This window comes from Rhodanobacter ginsengisoli, from assembly GCF_042657065.1.
Taxonomy (GTDB): domain Bacteria; phylum Pseudomonadota; class Gammaproteobacteria; order Xanthomonadales; family Rhodanobacteraceae; genus Rhodanobacter; species Rhodanobacter ginsengisoli.
On sequence record NZ_JBHSNF010000003.1, the window covers coordinates 269,650 to 287,880 of the forward strand.

Consider the following 18,231-nt stretch of genomic DNA (forward strand, 5'->3'; position numbering starts at 1 on the left):
GGAAAGGCGTTGGATCAGCGCTCGCTTCCCGCTCCCGCCTCTTCTCGCTCTTCGTTCTCAGGCGCGGCCGTAGACGTCGTCGTAGCGGACGATGTCGTCTTCGCCCAGATAGCTGCCGGACTGTACCTCGATCAATTCCAGTGCAACCTTGCCGGGATTGCGCAGGCGGTGCTTGCTGCCCAGCGGGATGTAGGTGCTCTGGTTTTCGCCGAGCAGGAACACCTTGTCGTCGCAGGTAACTTCGGCGGTGCCGGACACCACGATCCAGTGCTCGGCCCGGTGGTGATGCTTCTGCAGACTCAACGACGCGCCCGGCTTGACCACGATGCGCTTGACCTGGAAGCGTTCGCCGGCTTCGAGCGAGTCGTAGTTGCCCCATGGCCGATGCACCACCCGATGCAGCGAATGCTCGCTGCGGCCGGCGGCCTTGAGCTGCTCGACGATCTTCTTCACATCCTGCGCCGCATCGCGATGCGCCACCAGGGTCGCGTCCGGCGTGGTCACCACGATCAGGTCGTCGACGCCGACGGTGGCGATCAGATGGCGGTCATGCGAGCGCAGCAGCGAGTTGCGAGTGTCCACCGTCATGGTGTCGCCCTCGCGCAGATTGCCGTCGGCATCCTTGTCGCCGGTCAGCCACAGCGCCGACCACGAGCCGATGTCGCTCCACGCGCAGCTGACCGGAATCACCGCGGCGCGCCGGGTCTTCTCCATCACCGCATAGTCGATCGAGTCGTCCGGGACCGCCGCGAAGGCATCACGGTCGATGCGCACGAAGTCCAGGTCGACGGAGGCTTTCGCATGGGCGGCACGCACGGCCGCCAGCATGGCCGGCGCGTGCTCGGCCAGCTCCTCCACATAGCGTGATGCCTTGAACAGGAACATGCCGGAGTTCCAGTCGTAACCGCCATCGGCGAGGTAGGACTCGGCGGTGGCGAGATCGGGTTTTTCGACGAACTGGCCGACCTGGTAGCCGTTGTCGTCGATGGCCTGCGCACGACGGATATAGCCGAAGCCGGTTTCCGGGCGATCCGGACGAATACCGAAGGTCACCAGCCAGTCCCGGGCGGCCAGCGGCATGGCCTCCTGCACGGCGGCGACAAACGAGGCGGTGTCGCCAATCAGATGGTCGGCCGGCAATACCAGCAGGATCGCGTCGGCATCATGCTGCAATGCCTGCAATGCGCCCAGGGCGATCGCCGGGGCGGTGTTGCGCGCGACCGGCTCGAGCACGATGCTGGCGTTTTCCACCCCCGCCTCAAGCAATTGGTCGGCGGCGAGAAAGCGGTGGTCCTCGCTGGCCACCACGATGGGTGCGCCGACATCCGGCAATTGCCGGGTGCGGGCGATCGTCTGCTGGAACAGTGTGCCGTTGCCGACCAGCGGCAGGAACTGCTTGGGCAGGTTCTTGCGCGATACCGGCCACAAACGGGAGCCGCTGCCGCCGCTGAGGATGAGGGGAATCAACACGGGTTCGCACCTTCCTGGATTAAACCGAAAGACCTCCGGGATTATCGCCCAGGCATGCCCCCCTGTCTGCAGGCAGCCCCCCCGTAGGAGCCCACCCTGTGGGAGCGGCTTCAACCGCGATGCTCCTGTCTTGGTTCAGTGCAAAAGCATCGCGGCTGAAGCCGCTCCCACAAAAGCCGCTCCCACAAAGGTCGCCTACCGGGTGAGCGAAGTGAGCTGGTGCATGACCTCGCGCAAGCCTTGCTGCCAGTTGGGCAGGGTAAACCCGAACTGCTGCTGGAAACCACGGTTGTCCAGCAGCGACCAGGCCGGGCGGCGGGCGGGAGTGGGGTAATCGGCCGTGTGGATCGGGACCACGTTCGGTGCCCGCTCGATCAGGTCGGCGGCTAGCGCCTGCTCGAAGATCGCAGTGGCGAAACCGTGCCAGGTGGTACTGCCGCTGGCGACCAGGTGATGGACCCCGCGCAGTTGCGCGCGTTGCGCGGTATCGGCCCGCTGCCAGCGGTCGAGCGCGGCGACGCTGGCGTCGACGATCAGCCCAGTGTCGGTCGGTGCGCCATGCTGGTCGGCCACCACCCGCAGCTCGTCGCGCTCGGCGCCCAGCCGCAGCATGGTGCGCAGGAAATTCTGGCCGTGCGCGGCATACACCCAGGCAGTGCGGAAGATCAGATGATCCGTGCCGCTGTCGCGCAGCGCCTGCTCACCGGCCAGCTTGCTGCGGCCGTAGGCGCCCAGCGGGTGGGTCGGCGCATCGACCGCATACGGTTGGGCCTGCTCGCCATCGAACACGTAGTCGGTCGAATAGTGGATTACCAGGGCCGCGTTGGCCGTCGCCCAGCGGCCGAGTACGCCGACCGCCTCGCCATTCACGCGCGTGGCCAGCGCCTCTTCCTGCTCGGCACGGTCGACCGCGGTATAGGCGGCGGCATTGACGATCACGTCGGGTTGCAGGCGGTCGAGCAGGGCCGGCAGGCTGGCCGGTGCGGCCAGATCGGCCGCTTCACCATGACCGCCGTGGGCGAGCGCGCCGTCGCGGCTGGCCGCGATCACCTGGCCGCGCGCCGCCAGGCCGGGGTGGTCGAGAAACGTGCGGCCCAGCTGACCGTTGGCGCCCAGCAGCAGGATCTTCACGGCATGAAAACCGGCAGACGCTCCGCCGGGACATCCTGCAGCAATGGCGTCTTGCGGTCCTTGTCGGAAAGCAGCGGCTCGCTCAGCGGCCAGTCGATGCCCAGCGCGGCATCGTTCCAGCGGATGCCGGCATCGGCGCTGGCGTCGTACAGCGCGGTGCACTGATAGGTGAAGGTGGCGAACTCGGACAGCACACAGAAGCCGTGCGCGAAACCTTCCGGCACCCAGAAATGCCGATGATTGTCGGCAGTCAGCATCACCGCGGCCGATCGCCCGAAGGTCGGCGAACCGCGACGGATATCCACCGCCACGTCGTAGACCTCGCCCTCGAGCACGCTGACCAGCTTGCCCTGCGGATTCGGCCACTGGTAATGCAGGCCGCGCAGCACGCCTTTTGCCGAGCGCGAGACGTTGGTCTGGATGAACTCTGCCTCGATGCCCGCTTCCTGCCACCTGCCCTTGTTGTAGCTTTCATAGAAGAAACCGCGGGCATCGCCGAACACCTGCGGTTCGATGATCAGTGCGCCGGGCAGGGCCGTCTCGATCACCTTCATCGGGCGTGCCCCTCGCGCAGCAGGTTCTGCAGGTATTGTCCGTAGCCGGTTTTGGCCAGCGGTTCGGCCAGCCGCAACAGCTGTTCGTCGTCGATCCAGCCGTTGAGGTGGGCGATCTCTTCCGGACAGCACACCTTCAGGCCCTGCCGGTTCTCGATCGTCTCGATGTAGTTGCCCGCTTCCATCAGCGATTCGTGAGTGCCCGTGTCCAGCCAGGCGAAGCCGCGGCCCAGTTGCTCCAGGTGCAGCGAGTCGTCGTCGAGATAGCAGCGGTTGAGGTCGGTGATCTCCAGCTCGCCGCGTGACGAGGGCTTCAGCGCCGCCGCGTAGTCGCAGACCCGGGCGTCGTAGAAATACAGGCCGGTGACTGCGTAATGCGACTTCGGCCGGGCCGGCTTTTCCTCCAGCCCGACGACTTTGCCGGTGGCGTCGAACTCGGCCACGCCGTAGCGTTCCGGATCCTTCACCCAGTAACCGAATACGGTGGCGCCGTGGTCGCGTGCGGCTGCGCGCTTGAGTCGTTCTGTGAAGCCGTGCCCGTAGAAGATGTTGTCGCCCAGCACCAGGCAACTGGGCTTGCCGTCGATGAAATCCCGGCCGATGGTGAATGCCTGGGCCAGCCCGTCCGGCGACGGTTGCACCGCATAGCGGATATCGAGTCCCCACTGCGAGCCGTCGCCGAGCAGACGCTGGAACATCTCCTGCTCATGCGGGGTATTGATCAACAGGATCTCGCGGATACCGGCCAGCATCAGGGCGGCCAGCGGGTAGTAGATCATCGGCTTGTCGTATACCGGCAGCAGTTGCTTGCTGACCGCGCGGGTGATCGGATACAGCCGGGTGCCGGAACCGCCGGCCAGGATGATGCCCTTCTGCGTGGTGGTCATGAGCCGAGGCGCTCCATCCGGTAGCTGCCGTCCAGCACGCGTTGCACCCAGGGCTGGTGCTCGAGGTACCAGTCCACCGTCTGCGCGATGCCGCTCTCGAACGTCTGCGATGGCCGCCAGCCCAGTTCGCCTTGCAGCTTGCGCGAGTCGATCGCGTAGCGGCGATCGTGGCCGGGGCGGTCTTTCACGAACGTGATCAACGAGCTGCGCGGGCTGCGATCGGCCAGCGGCCGGCGCGCATCGAGCAACGTGCAGATCGCCTCCACCACTTCGATGTTCGTGCGCTCGGCGTTGCCGCCCACGTTGTAGGTCTCGCCGACGCGGCCGCCATCCAGCACGCGGCGGATCGCGCTGCAGTGGTCGCCGACGAACAGCCAGTCGCGGATGTTCAGGCCATCGCCGTAAACCGGCAGCGGTTCGCCGGCCAGCGCCTTCTGGATCACCAGCGGGATCAGTTTCTCGGGGAACTGGTACGGGCCGTAGTTGTTCGAGCAGTTGGTGGTCAGCACCGGCAGGCCGTAGGTGTGATGGAACGCCCGCACCAGATGGTCGGACGCCGCCTTGGAGGCCGAGTAGGGCGAGTTCGGCGCATAGGCGGTCTGTTCGGTAAACTTGCCTTCGTCGCCGAGCGAGCCGTAGACCTCGTCGGTCGACACGTGCAGGAAGCGGAACGCGTCACGCGCCGTCCCTTCCAGCCCGCGCCAGTAATCGCGGGCGGCCTCCAGCAGGGCCAGCGTGCCGACCACGTTGGTCTGCACGAATTCGGCGGGGCCGTCGATCGAGCGATCCACGTGCGATTCGGCGGCAAAGTTCACGACGGCGCCCGGGCGATGCTCGGCCAGCAGGCGGGATACCAGCGCGCGGTCACCGATGTCGCCATGCACGAACACGTGCCGCGGGTTGCCGTGCAGCGACGCCAGGGTGTCCGGATTGCCGGCATAGGTCAGCTTGTCCAGGTTGACCACGTGCAGCCCGTCGGCGACCGCCTGCAGCACGAAATTGGCGCCGATGAAGCCGGCGCCGCCAGTAACCAACAGAGTTTTCATGAGGCCTCGATCAACGTCCATATGAGCGCGGATTATGCCATGCCGACCAGCTGAATCCGACCGCAACGCCCTCTCCGGAAGTCTCGGCCCTTGCTGCAATCGTTGCCGTTAAGGCAATTCGCGTGGCTTCGCGGGTATCATGACAGGCTCGCTCCCTGTGGCATGGTCGCCGACCCAAGCCGCACCAACCAAGATGCCAGTCATGACCAAAAAAGCCACCCTTCCTCACGCACTGGGCACCCGCGCCATCCACGCCGGCCAGCATCCCGACCCCAGCACCGGTGCGATCATGACGCCGATCTATGCCACCTCGACCTACGTGCAGGAGAGTCCGGGCAAGCACAAGGGTTACGAGTACTCGCGCTCGCAAAATCCCACGCGGATGGCTTACGAACGTTGCGTGGCGGATCTGGAAGGCGGCGTGGCCGGTTTCGCGTTCGCCTCGGGCCTGGCTGCCGCCGCTACCGTGTTGGACCTGCTCGACTCGGGCAGCCATGTCATCGCGATGGACGACCTGTACGGCGGCACCTATCGCCTGTTCGAAAAGGTGCGCCGCCGCTCGGCCGGGCTGGATTTCAGCTTCCTCGACCTGAACGATACGGCTGCGATGAAGGCGGCGCTGAAGCCCAATACGAAGATGATCTGGGCCGAGACGCCGACCAACCCGATGCTGAAGCTGGTCGACCTGGCCAAGGTCGCCGCCTTCGCGAAGAAGCACGGGCTGATCCTGGTGGTGGACAACACGTTCTGCTCGCCGATGATCCAGCGTCCGCTGGAATACGGTGCGGACCTGGTGCTGCATTCGGCCACCAAGTACCTCAACGGTCATTCGGACATGGTCGGCGGCATCGTGGTTGCGCGCGACAAGGAAATCGCCGGGCAGATGGGTTTCCTGCAGAACTCGGTGGGCGCGGTGGCCGGTCCGTTCGACTCATTCCTCGCCATGCGCGGCCTGAAGACCCTGCACCTGCGCATGAAGGCGCATTGCGAAAGCGCGCTGGAGCTGGCGAAGTGGCTGGAAAAGCACCCCGCGGTCGAGCGGGTAATCTACCCCGGTCTCAAGAGCCATCCGCAGCACGCGCTGGCCAAGCGCCAGATGGATGGTTTCGGCGGCATCATCAGCATCGAGATCAAGGGTGGGCTGAAAAAGGCCAAACGCATGCTGGAACGCTGCAAACTGTTTGCGCTGGCCGAATCGCTCGGCGGTGTCGAAAGCCTGATCGAACATCCGGCGATCATGACCCACGCTTCGGTGCCCGCGGCCAATCGCAAGCGGCTGGGCATCAGTGATGGGTTGATCAGGCTGTCGGTGGGTGTGGAGGATATTCGTGACTTGCGTGGCGAGTTATCAACGATTTTGGACAGCTGATTAATTACGCCGAACTGCTCATGCCGCTACTACGAAGGTACTGCTGCCATGTGTACTCACGGCAATTCGCCAAGTGCTCAAATGCCGCGGTTGCCCGCAACCCCTATGATTTGACATGGAATGCGACGCCTTTATGAATCCACATGACAACAGGCCCGCCACGCCGATTTCCGCTGCAACCAGTATCTGGAAGAACAGGGAGCTGATCGTGCAGATGACTCGGCGCGAAGTCGTGGGGCGCTACAAAGGCTCGACGCTGGGTCTGCTCTGGTCTTTTCTCAACCCAATGCTTCTTCTGTTTGTCTATACCTTCGTCTTCTCCGTGGTATTCAAGGCGCGTTGGGGTACCGATATCGGCGAAACCAAAACCAAATTCGCGATAATATTGTTTGTGGGCATGATTGTGCACGGATTGTTTGCTGAGGTCATAAACAGGTCTCCGGAATTGATTTTGGGTAACGCCAATTTCGTGAAAAAAATCATATTTCCACTCGAAATTCTTCCAGTAATAACGCTGGCGTCGGCGCTGTTTCATGCAATGGTCAGCACTGCGGTGCTGCTGATCTTCCTCCTTGTGATCAATGGCCATCTGTCATTGACCGCAATGTACATTCCTTTGGTGATACTACCGCTTGTAATGCTCACTCTCGGCTTATCCTGGATATTTGCATCTCTCGGTGTGTTCATTCGAGACATCGGTCAAATTACCAGCATCATCACCATGGTGATGATGTTTTTGGCGCCAGTATTTTATCCGATCACCGCGCTGCCCGAAAACATTCGGCCGATCATAATGGCCAACCCCTTGACCTTCATTATAGTGCAGGCTCGTGACGTTCTTGTTTGGGGGAGGGCGCCTAATTGGGTTGGTCTGGCGACCTATGCGTTGGTCAGCGTAGTCATTGCTTCGCTTGGGTATTTTTGGTTCCAAAAAACTAGAAAGGGCTTTGCAGATGTCATCTGACCAGGCCAAAGCCGCGGCATCGATAATGTCCACGCAAGTGTCAACTGTTGCCAACGACAACATCGCCATTGCTGTTCATAATGTCAGCAAATGCCATCTTATTTATGACACGCCGCGTGACCGTCTTAAGCAATTCCTGATGCCGAGATTGCAGCGGATGGCCGGGCAGCGGCAAAAGACGTATTTTCATGAATTTTGGGGCTTGAAAAATGTCTCGTTCGAAGTAAAGCGAGGCGAGACCGTTGGTGTCATCGGCAGAAACGGCGCGGGTAAATCGACACTGCTTCAGATCATCTGCGGAACGTTGACTCCGACAATTGGCAGAGTGGAAACAAAAGGCCGAGTGGCCGCGCTGCTTGAGCTGGGCGCAGGGTTCAATCCTGAATTCACTGGCCGCGAAAATGTCTATTTGAATGCTGCATTGCTCGGTTTGACGAAGGAAGAAATCGACAATCGTTTTGATGATATTGCGGCCTTCGCTGATATTGGAGAATTTCTCGAGTTGCCGGTCAAGACATATTCGACGGGCATGTCGGTACGGCTTGCCTTTGCAGTACAGTCCGTGATCGATCCTGACATCTTTATTGTCGATGAGGCGCTGGCTGTCGGAGACGAGAAATTTCAGAGAAAATGCTTTACCCGGCTCGAGAGTCTGAAGAACAACGGCTGCTCGATTCTATTTGTCTCGCACTCGCCAACGAGTGTGGTTGAGTTGTGCGATCGCGCATTGTTTCTGGAAGCCGGCGAGCGACTTATGTACAGCGGGGCTGCCAAGGCGGTGCGCGCTTACCAGAAGCTGATTTATGCCGCGCCTGAGGTACAGAAGGAGTTGGCCGAACGCTATCGAGTCACCGATCAATCTGGTGAAGTGGCGGAGTTTCAGAGCGACGATTTACCGTGTGCTGGCGATACCACTGGGCCATCAGATGCCTTCGATCCAGGATTGGTGCCTGAAACGACAACGAGGTACGCAGTTCAGGGCGCTGAAATCGAGGGTATAGAAATTCGCAATGCCAGCGATCAGATAGTTAATTTGTTGCGCCCCGGTGGGGATTACCAATTCATAATTACGGGTGAATTTCGCAAAAGCTTTCCTAAAGTTTATTTTGGGGTGCACATCAAAACCATTTCCGGAGTGGAGGTCACGGGTCAGCGATATCCGCAAGAGGGCACGTATGTGGAGAACGTGCAAGCGGGGCAGAAATTCGCGGTCAAGTTTGGCTTCAAGATGGCGATGCTTCCGGGGGTGTATTTTGTGGGTGGTGGAGTATGGTCATCCGAAGAGCCCACGTGTTTGCATCGAATGCTTGACGCGCTGATGTTCCGGGTTATCTCACTCGGTCGAGCGAAATCCTTCGGCTATGTGGACGTGTCTTCCATGGAACCAGAAGTCATCTTGCGATGATTGTCATACTTGGGCGTCGGTCAATATTGTGTATTAGTCATCGGTGATGACGGTTAATGGTATTCACCAAATGGATAGTATCGATAATTTGCCATTCTCGAAGAGCGAGCCTGTCTGGACCCACCTTAGGTGGAACAGCTATCTGTCGTTGCGTCATAAATTGCTCTACGTTGCGACGCCAAAAGTTGCCTGCACGTCGCTGAAGTGGTGGTTCGCTTCGCTAGAAGGATACGCGGAGGCTTTGCGTGCCCCTAACGGGAGTCAGGAGACCGATCCGGAACTTGTTGTCCACGATACCTTTCACATAGTTGCCCCGGAGGTCACTGGACTGCTCCCGGAAGCTTTGGTTGAGTCGCTCACTGCTGATGATTACTTCAGATTTGCGGTGGTGCGAAATCCTTTCAAGCGAATCTTCTCCGCCTGGCAGTCAAAGGTTCTGCTTAGGGAGCCCTTGCAGATGGACACATTTCTGCAACAGGACTTTGTAAATCATCCGATTGGCGACCTAGGCGATATTTCAAAAGCCTTCGAACGATTCCTTGAGCACTTGGTTGCTAGCGAGACGCCTGCGTTCCGCGATGTTCACTGGATATCCCAAGTCGACATTTTACGCCCCGATCTAGTCAGCTATTCCATGCTAGCGAAGATCGAGGATACCGCAGCCCTCAGTCAGGCGCTGTCGGATCGACTAGGCCATGGTGTTGAGGACCCGTTCGCGGCTAAGCGTTCGAATGAGAGTTTGATTCCCTATCTGCCCGATCTGATTACTCCCCGTAGTCTTCAGCTGATGCGTTCGATTTATGCTGCTGATTTTGAAGCGTTTGGATATGCGACGGGTGCACCTTCTGGTAATGAGACGTTCTCCGCGGAGCAATGCGATATAGCAATCAAGGCGATTAGCATGCTTCGTGGCAGGCACCAGCGTTTCACTGAGGTCCGCACGGTTCACAAATCTCAAGTGTCGGTGCTGGATCGGACGGTGGCCGAGAAGGAGGCGGAAATCGCTGCGCTTTCGCAGGCGTTGGCGGAACACGAAGCATCAGCGAGCGTGCTTGGCGCGGAGGCGCATACGCGGAATGCACAGCTTGCCCGGTTTGACGGGCTAATATTGGATCGAGACACAAAGCTCAGTGAGCTGGGCGAATCGCTGGCCGAACGTGCAGCGCATCAGCAGTATCTCGAGCATGCGCTAGAGGAAGGTAGAAGCGAAGTAATTCAGCTCAAGGCCGAAAAGGATATGCAGGCTGCCCGGTTTGAGGGGGCAGTGCTGGAACGGGACGCGAAGCTCGGTGAGCTGAGCGAATTACTGGCCGAGCGCGTCGTGCAACAGCAGCGCCTTGAGCACTTGTTGGAGCAAAGCACGAATGAAATCATCCAGCTCAAGGCCGATCGGGATGCGCAGAGCGTCCGGTTCGAGGGGGCATTGCTCGATCGGGACACGAAGCTCAGTGAGCTGAGTGAATCGCTGGCCAGGCAGGCTCTACAAATGGATGACGTTGTCGGCGATTTGGCGGTAAAGAGTTGCGAGCTGGCAAAGTTCCGTAGGTTGCTGGATGAATCCGGCATCGAGCTCAGAAAGTTAACGGTAGCCAAGGAAATGCTTGAGGACATGAATAGTCGAATGAAGGAGACATTGGTTTGGCGGCTTGCGAGCAAACTTAGCCTGGTCAAAACGCCGGTCACCGGTCAAGACAGTATCGAGACGACAGGTACGAAGGTACCCAAGGGATTCGATGCAGCCTGGTATTTAGAGGAATACCCCGATGTGGCTGCCAGCGGCATGGATCCCTATCAGCATTATGTATTGAATGGGAAGAGTGAGGGTCGTCAGCCCGCTGCGAGAACTGTCTCTCGCTCACGCCTGAAAAAAGTTCGGGTCTTGCGCTCCGGATTGCTGTCGGCGGTGAAGCAGGCGGGCGGCATGCGTAAGGCGGTTGAAAAATTGGCTACGGTGGCCAAGCGTGATGGATGGTTTGTTTCGGATTTCGACGAAGCATTTTACCTAGAAAATTATCCAGACATCTGTGAAGCGGGGGTCGATCCCTATGAGCACTTTGTGCAGCATGGCAGGGCCGAAGGCCGTATAGGTCGAAGCCCTCGGCTGCAATTGCAGAAAGGCTCGTTGCCTCTGGACTCCAATAAGAAGACCGTGCTGGTGGTCAGTCACGAAGCGTCGCGAACGGGTGCTCCCATCCTCAGCCTCAACATTGCCAGAGAACTGCAGAAGCGATTCAACGTCATCGTTCTCGTACTGGGCGATGGGCCGATGATACCGGCCTTTTGCGAAGTCGTACCATTGGTGGTCGGCCCCATGCCCGTTAACGGCAACGTCGGCTTGGCCGGTGCCGTCATAGCGCAACTGGCGCTGTCTCACGAATTTGAGTTCGCTATCGTCAACAGCATCGAGTCGCGGTTTGTGCTCAGGAGGCTGATGGAATTATCGATACCGGCTATCAGCCTGATCCATGAATTTGCAGGGTATACACGTCCGCTGGATGCCTTTCCCTTTGCCATCTTCTGGTCGGCGGAAACGGTGTTTTCGGCGCGGATAACCCATGAGAATGCAGTGGCTGGGAACGCAGAGCTGGCGGGGCAGCCGTTCCACATCATGCCGCAGGGGCGCTGCACCATGCTTGCTCACGCGGTCGACCCCGGCGCTGACGCGCTTGAGAGGAGTCGCTTATTGCGCATTCTTCGCCCCGACGGCGACGCTGACAAAGGCACCATCGTCATTGTCGGCATAGGGTATGTGCAGTACCGTAAGGGCGTGGATCTTTTCCTCGAATGCGCTGCCAGGGTGATCAGGTCCGAGGGCGGCGAGCGCTGCCGGTTCGTCTGGATCGGCAAAGGCTACGACCCAGTGAATGACATGGCCTATTCGGCCTACCTCGCCGAACAACTTCAGAGATCAGGCCTGCAGCGGCAGTTCACCTTCATGGGAGAGACCGCCGCCATCGAGCAGGTCTATGAGTCCGCAGATATCCTGATGCTGAGCTCTCGGCTGGATCCCTTACCCAACGTGGCAATCGACGCCATGGCGCATGGGCTACCGGTGGTGTGCTTCGCCAATACGACCGGCGTTGTGGACGCCTTGGTCGATAGTGACCTGTCCGAAGAGTGCGTGGCGCCATACCTGGACACCGCCGCCATGGCGGAACTCGTGCTCAATCTCGCCCGCTCAAAAGATCTAAGGAATCGGGTGGGCACGCGGTTGCAACAAACAGTGCGTGACCAGTTCGATATGGAGCGCTATGTGGCCGGCCTCGAAGGCCTCGCCAGGGAGGCAAGGCTTCGGCTCGCCAACGAGGTCGAAAGCACCAAGGTCATACTGGAATCCGCTGTGATGAGGCCTGACTTCTTCTTGCGCCTTTATGACAAGTACGCGACACCTGATGAAATGGTGCGGTACGGATACGTGCGAAGCTGGGGTGCGGGCATCTCGAGAAGGAAACCTTTCCCCGGATTTCATCCGGGCATCTACGCAGAGCGGCATGGTGTGGAAAAGCCCGGGTTGGATCCCTTGGCCAGCTACGTGCGCGCGGGTCTGCCCGAGGGTCCTTGGCGCTTCGAAATCATCAGTTCAGAAGATGTCCCGGGCAAAACACTGGGAGAGGTTCGCGTTGCGCTTCACCTGCATGTCTACTACCCGGATCTGCTTGGCGAAATACTGGAACGCCTGAGCATGAATGTCACCCGACCCGACCTGTTTGTCAGCGTGCCCAATGAGAAAGTCGCAGCCGTTGTTCGAAAGATGGTCAGGAAATATACGAAACAGCTTGTGAGGATCGAGATCGTCCCCAATGTGGGGCGCGACCTCGGGCCGTTCCTGACGACTTTCGGTGGCGCCTTCATCGATCAGTACGACATCGTCGGGCACCTGCACACGAAGAAATCCGTCGACATCGCCGACGAGGACACTGGGAAGGCCTGGTCCCAATTCCTGATGGAAAACCTGTTGGGCGGAAAAGCCTGCATGGCGGATATCATCCTCGGGCGAATGGCCGCGGACCCCTCAATAGGCATCGTATTTCCCGACGATCCAAACATGGTCGGGTGGGGCGCCAACCGGCCATACGCGGAGCAACTTGGCAGCAAGCTGGGTCTGGATGATTTTCCGGAAAATCTCGCGTTCCCGGTGGGCTCGATGTTCTGGGCACGAACCGAGGCCATCCGGCCGTTCTTTGATCTTCGCCTCGACTGGCAGGACTATCCGGCGGAACCGCTGCCCTACGATGGTTCAATGCTGCATGCTATCGAAAGGATGCTGCCTCTTGTCGCTGAGAAGCAAGCCCGCCGCATTGTCTTGACGAACGTGGTTGGAGTGACAAGGTAGCTCATTGACATTTATCCCACTGGAAGGACTGGTCTTATGATCGACTATAGTTTGGGTTGCAAATTGCCAGTGGAAGACTGGGCGAACCTCAATCGCAGCGGAGTATTCGAGGACCCATCGTTGAGCAAATACGTGGGCCCGTATCCGCCCGATGACTTGATGTACAACACAACGGGTGTGAGCCGCCAATCCGAATTCGCAGCCCACGGCGCGGATTTCTGGGTTGCGCTTTCGCGGGCTTCTCCCAAGACACTGAGCGGGTATTCCAGTGTCCTCGATTTTGGCTGCGGCTGTGGGCGCCTAGCGCGCATGTTCAAGGGACATCCGGGTTACGTGGCTGGTTGCGATATCGATCATCGACACGTTGAATGGTGTGCGTCGGCGATCGATCACTTCGACGCGAGGCTTTCCAAGGTCAAGCCACCGATTCCGTTCACGACGAATGAATTTGAGGCGGTCATCTCCATCTCGATTTTCAGTCACCTGAACGAGAAGGGCCAGGATGAGTTTCTGCAGGAACTTGCCCGTGTCTGCAAGCCTGATGGGCGGCTATTCCTGACCATCCACGGTCAGCGTGCAATGACGAGAGCGTTAGCCGAGCCGAAAATCAAGAGCATGCTGGACATGCCGGAAGAATCTTTTGAAAGAGCTCGGAAAAAATTTGAAAGCGACGAGTTGGCTTTTGTCTTGCAACATGGGCATTTGACGACAGTAATCGATGGAGTAGCGATTGCCGGCAAGGTAATTTCTGATCCCTTCGAATACGGTATCACGTTCATGTCGGAGACCTACGTTCGCGCGCATTGGAGCCAGTGGTTTGATATTCTTGATTATCGCTCTGGCGGGATTCACGATTTTCAGGATATTGTAGTTCTCCGGCCGAAGAAATAAGTGGAAGGGACTCCCATTTTATCTACGAATCAGTGTGAGAAATGAATGGGGCGTTGACCTTAAGTTTGTAGAGTTTTCGCTGTTTCCCTAATCGATTTTTATCTTCGTCCGGTCTTGGTGTTTCTTCAGCCACTATGACGAAAGCCTCTGAAGCATCATGTTGGAGCAAATCAAGCAATGAAATGCGTCATTTTCGGAGGAGGGGGGTTCATCGGTTCGGCGATCGCTGACAGGTTGCTCAGGGATGGTCACGAGCTGCGGATATTCGAGCGTCCCCGGGTCGAGCCGTATCGAAAATTCGTCGACGGCGAGCAAGTGGAGTGGGTGACTGGCGATTTGCAAAGCGTCCACGACGTGGGCGTTGCGCTCGAGGGAGCCGACGTTGTGCTGCATCTTGTCTCCACGACGTTACCAAAGAGTTCGAACGACGATCCGATCTATGACGTTCAGAGTAATTTGGTGGCAACCCTGCAGATGCTGGACCTCATGGTGGCAAAAAATGTCCGACGGATGATTTTCATCTCCTCCGGTGGAACGGTATACGGTCCTCCGGAAAAACTTCCGGTGGACGAGGATCATCCCACCCGGCCGCAAATTTCCTATGGCATTGTCAAACTGGCCATCGAAAACTATCTGCTGATGTATCAGCGCTTGCACGGTATCCGTACGACCATTCTGAGGGTGGCCAATCCGTTTGGCGAGCGCCAGCGCGTTGAGACGGCGCAGGGTGCGGTCGGCGTATTTCTGCATCGTGCATTGTCTGGCCAGCCGATTCAGATATGGGGCGACGGCGAAATCGTAAGGGACTACATCTATATCAGCGACGTGGCTGATGCGTTCGCTGCAACCTTGAGCTATGCAGGCACAAAAAGCGTGTTCAATGTCAGTTCGGGCGCAGGCATGAGCTTGAATGGCCTGGTTGCCAACATCGAACAAGTGCTGGGCCGGTCCGTGGAGCGACAGTATCTGTCGGCGCGCTTGATCGACGTGCCGATCAGCGTCTTGAGCAATCGGCTTGCCTTGGCAGAGATGGGCTGGTCTCCGAAGGTTTCGTTTTCGGACGGACTCACCAGGACCGCCGAATGGATGGCTGACGTCCTCGCCAGGTAAGCGTGCATTGCAGACCCTTCCGAGGAAGGTGACAGCCGCCTTTCATATTCGGTGTGAAATAATTCCGAATCTCAAATATCTCGCAGCGGCTTGCTGCGATCTTCCAATCCTTTGCCTAAAGAGGTGCTGTCATGTCCTTTTCTGGAAGAGTCGCATTGCTGTTGGCGCTCGGAATCTTCACCGCGGGCTGCTCACCTTCGGACGGGCCAGCGGATCATGCCGATACGGGATCACCCGCTGCGGCCGATGCTTCGCCAGGTAGCGTTGCGGCATCAGCTGCCGCGACGGGCTTCATGCCGCTAACCGCTGACGAACTGAAAGTGGCGAAGACTGCCTCCCCGGGCAGCTGCAACGTCGAGGCATTGGGCAATACCGTCTTCGGCTCGGCCCCGCTGGACGTGAAGGATAAATCCACCACGGTTGGAGGCTGGTTTCTCTCTGCCGTCTCCAGGAAGTCGGGAGTGCCGGCACAACTGCGCGTCGTGAACATGGCGGGCACCGAGGGCTGGCAATTGCCGATCAGGAGCTGGGTTGCTCGACCCGACGTCATTTCCACCATGCACGCCGTCGATTCCGGAAATGTCGGTTTTACGCAAGCAGTGGATTTCAAATCGTTGCCAGCGGGGCAATATCATCTGCTGGTGACGTTCAAGAATGCCGGGCAGGCTTATGCGTGCGACAAAGGGAGCATCATCAAGATAAGTATTGATTAACTGGCAGCTGCCCCGCGAGCGGGTCCGGCGTTTGAACGCGGCGCGTGTTGCGATGGACCAACCCCGCCAGCAGTTTGGTGCTGAGACGCCGCTGACCCTGCACCCGCGAGTGCGCACGCGGTGCGTGTAAGGGTAGTTGTCGCCTGTTTCTTACCCACTTGAGTTGCCGCTGAGGCGCTGCTGGCAGAGTTGTTGGATACGGTCCGTCCCGGTGCGAAGGCGGTCTTCGCACAGCGCCAAGCTGGCCGAAAGCCGCTTGTATGCCGCCCAGACTGGGCTTGAGCCGTTACCGGGTCTGCGTATTCCATCTGTCATCGCTTTTAGCGCAGCAAAAGACAGCACTACGGCTATGCACATCAGCACATACGCTGGTGCAAGCAAGCGTGGCTGCATGCCATGGAATGAGGAAATGTCGACAATCCCCAGCAGTAGCAGCCTCGATGCAATCAGGGCCCAGACCGCTGCTGCGAGGACCGTGATTTTGTCCAGTCGGCGTTTGAACACCGCTAAACCGGCGACGAGGAACATGGCCAGCAAGGCTGCTCCCGCAAGCCATGGTAGTAAGAGCGAATAGGTGCGGAGAAAAAACCGATGTACCGCCGTCGAAGCTCTGGCCTGAATCTCCGGGCGGGCATCGTGATTGGGGTATTTGGAGAGTGCATCGATGTTCAAGGTTGCCGCGCCGAAAGAGGATTGAAAGCGTTGGCCAGCCCGTTGCAAGAGATTCAGCGGCAGGGTTGCGCCTTGATCATCCACGAAGTTGAAGTGGCAGGGCGTTCCGCACGCGACCGTAAAGTCGAAGCGATCCTTCGCAGCGCCCGGATCATTGAGGCCCGCCATCAGGTCCGGACTGGCGACGCGCGAAATGGGGAAGCTCCGGGTAGGGCCGTTGGCTTGGTCGACCTGGCCGGAGATCCAGCTGTGTGACGGGGATATATACCAGCCCGCAATGTGAAACTTGTCCTCGTTTGCGTCCCGCTCCGAATTTACTGGCGTGATGACCGGATTCCCGAGAAACGCGAGATTGACATTCAGATCCTTCGGGCTGCCGGCACTTATCCCTGGATTGAGATCGACGGGTTCTTCGTCAGTTATGAGGCGTATTCCCTCGAGCAGGCTGGCGGGAAGGTTACGCCACTCGTCTTCCGAGATATGGGGCAGGAGTGCAAAAAGGGATGGCGAACACTTGAGGCGATGGTCGCGACAGGCTCGAGTTACTTCACCGGTCAGGTTCTGGAAGAAGTCTGCAGCCCGATCTGGAGACGCGTAATACCCTTTGGTGGCTGCGGCATCGCGGAGAGCCCACATGAACCAGCCACCCGCAATATCGCCGCATGTTTCTGGATACATCGAGCAGCCAAATTGCCAGAGCGTCTTTCCGTTGGCCGGATCAAAATAATCCTTCAGGCTTCGGAAGCTGGGACTCACGGCGTATATGGCGAATCGCGCCTGCCGCGAAACCGGTAGGTAGGGAGTGCGTGGCCCGGCGTCCACCGACTGCAGCGCCGCAAGCGCATTCTTGAATGGCGCGCTGTTCATTTCCACCCCCGTGGCCCTGCCGTAGGCGACCCAATTGAGGCAGGAGAAGCCGATCCGGCATGTCACGAGGGCAGCGATCATCACCAGCATGGGCGTGAGGACGTGATATACGAACATGCGCTTGCGCCATGCAACCCATGCGCCGTAAAGCACGAAGATGCCGATTCCTGGAGCGATCCAGATGCCTTCTTCCCGGGTCAGCGCCATCCAGCCGGCCAGCATGCCCGTCAGCAGGGCCCATCCAAGACGGGCTTTAGGCCTAAATTCCCCGAATAACGTGTAACTCAGGGCGGCCAACACCAGTAACGTTTGGCCCGGGTAGATGCTTTCCCGCAGGACGTGCGGGAGGTAGGGTGCTGGCGCCCAGAGCGTGAATATGAACCCGAATACTGCCAAGTTGGGCATTTTGGCGAGTCGAGCGAACACCCAGAAAAACAGGGCGATGGCGCCGCAATTGAGCGTGGCCTGGGACAAACCGACAGGCAAGCCCAGCCATGAATTGAGCGCCAGGAAAAGCGGATAGCCCGGTCCTTTCGCCAAAGTATTCTGGCCGTAGGGACCCAACCAGTGACCGGCAGCGAGGTATCGACCCAAGGCCATGAAAAGACCATCATCCTGTAAAAGATTGGTCCGGACGACGATGGGAGTGTGGGACGCTACGATCAGGAAGGCGATAGCCGCGACAGAAGCAACGCCCCTACGCATAGACGCTGGCGAGGTGAGCCTATAGCGGAAAAGCCGCGAGCCGAGCGAATTGGCAAGTGTATTCATCAGGTTGACCGTGGATCCCATTGCGAAGCGCGACCTTGGAACGGAGCC

At 59.0% G+C, this 18,231-nt stretch carries 13 protein-coding genes; 7 read left to right on the plus strand and 6 right to left on the minus strand.

Annotated elements, in window-relative coordinates:
* Positions 1–57 precede the first annotated feature (57 nt).
* From ACFPPA_RS14705 to rfbB, 5 genes are all read right to left on the minus strand, one after another.
* The gene (locus ACFPPA_RS14705) at positions 58–1,470 is read right to left on the minus strand and encodes a mannose-1-phosphate guanylyltransferase/mannose-6-phosphate isomerase (RefSeq protein WP_377321208.1); all 1,413 of its coding nucleotides are present in this window, start codon (positions 1,468–1,470) and stop codon (positions 58–60) included.
* A gap of 195 nt (positions 1,471–1,665) precedes the next feature.
* Positions 1,666–2,601 (minus strand): dTDP-4-dehydrorhamnose reductase, encoded by a 936-nt coding sequence (gene rfbD, locus ACFPPA_RS14710; protein WP_377321210.1) that lies wholly within the window; start codon positions 2,599–2,601, stop codon positions 1,666–1,668.
* Positions 2,598–3,155: a dTDP-4-dehydrorhamnose 3,5-epimerase gene (rfbC, locus tag ACFPPA_RS14715; protein WP_377321212.1), complete on the minus strand. Its 558-nt coding sequence runs from the start codon at positions 3,153–3,155 to the stop codon at positions 2,598–2,600. The genes rfbD and rfbC overlap by 4 nt, the downstream gene beginning before the upstream one ends.
* A complete protein-coding gene (gene rfbA / locus ACFPPA_RS14720) occupies positions 3,152–4,042 on the minus strand; it encodes a glucose-1-phosphate thymidylyltransferase RfbA (RefSeq protein ID WP_377321214.1) in 891 nt (296 codons plus the stop codon). The genes rfbC and rfbA overlap by 4 nt, the downstream gene beginning before the upstream one ends.
* A complete protein-coding gene (rfbB, locus tag ACFPPA_RS14725; protein ID WP_377321216.1) occupies positions 4,039–5,088 on the minus strand; it encodes a dTDP-glucose 4,6-dehydratase in 1,050 nt (349 codons plus the stop codon). Before rfbB ends, rfbA begins: the two co-directional genes overlap by 4 nt.
* A 202-nt stretch (positions 5,089–5,290) precedes the next feature.
* Here rfbB and ACFPPA_RS14730 point away from each other — a divergent pair, with 202 nt between their 5' ends.
* From ACFPPA_RS14730 to ACFPPA_RS14760, 7 genes are all read left to right on the plus strand, one after another.
* Positions 5,291–6,457: a trans-sulfuration enzyme family protein gene (locus ACFPPA_RS14730; protein WP_377321218.1), complete on the plus strand. Its 1,167-nt coding sequence runs from the start codon at positions 5,291–5,293 to the stop codon at positions 6,455–6,457.
* 115 nt (positions 6,458–6,572) lie between these two features.
* A complete protein-coding gene (locus ACFPPA_RS14735) occupies positions 6,573–7,421 on the plus strand; it encodes an ABC transporter permease (RefSeq protein ID WP_377321220.1) in 849 nt (282 codons plus the stop codon).
* A 25-nt stretch (positions 7,422–7,446) separates the two neighbouring features.
* Positions 7,447–8,826 (plus strand): ABC transporter ATP-binding protein, encoded by a 1,380-nt coding sequence (locus tag ACFPPA_RS14740; RefSeq protein WP_377321222.1) that lies wholly within the window; start codon positions 7,447–7,449, stop codon positions 8,824–8,826.
* Between the two features lie 70 nt (positions 8,827–8,896).
* Positions 8,897–13,159, plus strand: a complete 4,263-nt coding sequence (locus ACFPPA_RS14745; protein ID WP_377321224.1) for a rhamnan synthesis F family protein — start codon at positions 8,897–8,899, stop codon at positions 13,157–13,159.
* A 36-nt stretch (positions 13,160–13,195) separates the two neighbouring features.
* Entirely contained in the window at positions 13,196–14,050 is an 855-nt protein-coding gene (locus ACFPPA_RS14750) for a class I SAM-dependent methyltransferase (protein WP_377321226.1), read from the plus strand.
* 177 nt (positions 14,051–14,227) lie between these two features.
* Positions 14,228–15,160, plus strand: a complete 933-nt coding sequence (locus ACFPPA_RS14755) for an NAD-dependent epimerase/dehydratase family protein (protein WP_377321228.1) — start codon at positions 14,228–14,230, stop codon at positions 15,158–15,160.
* 131 nt (positions 15,161–15,291) lie between these two features.
* Positions 15,292–15,873 (plus strand): hypothetical protein, encoded by a 582-nt coding sequence (locus ACFPPA_RS14760; protein ID WP_377321230.1) that lies wholly within the window; start codon positions 15,292–15,294, stop codon positions 15,871–15,873.
* 150 nt (positions 15,874–16,023) lie between these two features.
* On the opposite strand, the gene ACFPPA_RS14765 is transcribed toward ACFPPA_RS14760, so the two are convergent.
* Positions 16,024–18,183 carry a hypothetical protein gene (locus ACFPPA_RS14765; RefSeq protein WP_377321232.1) on the minus strand — a complete coding sequence of 720 codons (2,160 nt, stop codon included), beginning with the start codon at positions 18,181–18,183 and terminating at the stop codon, positions 16,024–16,026.
* Between the last annotated feature and the right edge of the window lie 48 nt (positions 18,184–18,231).

Bases quoted from the DNA above. Each gene is read 5' to 3' on its own strand.
- rfbC (WP_377321212.1), bottom strand. From the start codon at position 3,155: ATGAAGGTGATCGAGACGGCCCTGCCCGGCGCACTGATCATCGAACCG.
- rfbA (WP_377321214.1), bottom strand. From the start codon at position 4,042: ATGACCACCACGCAGAAGGGCATCATCCTGGCCGGCGGTTCCGGCACC.
- rfbB (WP_377321216.1), bottom strand. From the start codon at position 5,088: ATGAAAACTCTGTTGGTTACTGGCGGCGCCGGCTTCATCGGCGCCAAT.
- ACFPPA_RS14730 (WP_377321218.1), top strand. From the start codon at position 5,291: ATGACCAAAAAAGCCACCCTTCCTCACGCACTGGGCACCCGCGCCATC.
- ACFPPA_RS14735 (WP_377321220.1), top strand. From the start codon at position 6,573: ATGGAATGCGACGCCTTTATGAATCCACATGACAACAGGCCCGCCACG.
- ACFPPA_RS14740 (WP_377321222.1), top strand. From the start codon at position 7,447: ATGTCCACGCAAGTGTCAACTGTTGCCAACGACAACATCGCCATTGCT.
- ACFPPA_RS14745 (WP_377321224.1), top strand. From the start codon at position 8,897: ATGGATAGTATCGATAATTTGCCATTCTCGAAGAGCGAGCCTGTCTGG.
- ACFPPA_RS14750 (WP_377321226.1), top strand. From the start codon at position 13,196: ATGATCGACTATAGTTTGGGTTGCAAATTGCCAGTGGAAGACTGGGCG.
- ACFPPA_RS14755 (WP_377321228.1), top strand. From the start codon at position 14,228: ATGAAATGCGTCATTTTCGGAGGAGGGGGGTTCATCGGTTCGGCGATC.
- ACFPPA_RS14760 (WP_377321230.1), top strand. From the start codon at position 15,292: ATGTCCTTTTCTGGAAGAGTCGCATTGCTGTTGGCGCTCGGAATCTTC.
- ACFPPA_RS14765 (WP_377321232.1), bottom strand. From the start codon at position 18,183: ATGAATACACTTGCCAATTCGCTCGGCTCGCGGCTTTTCCGCTATAGG.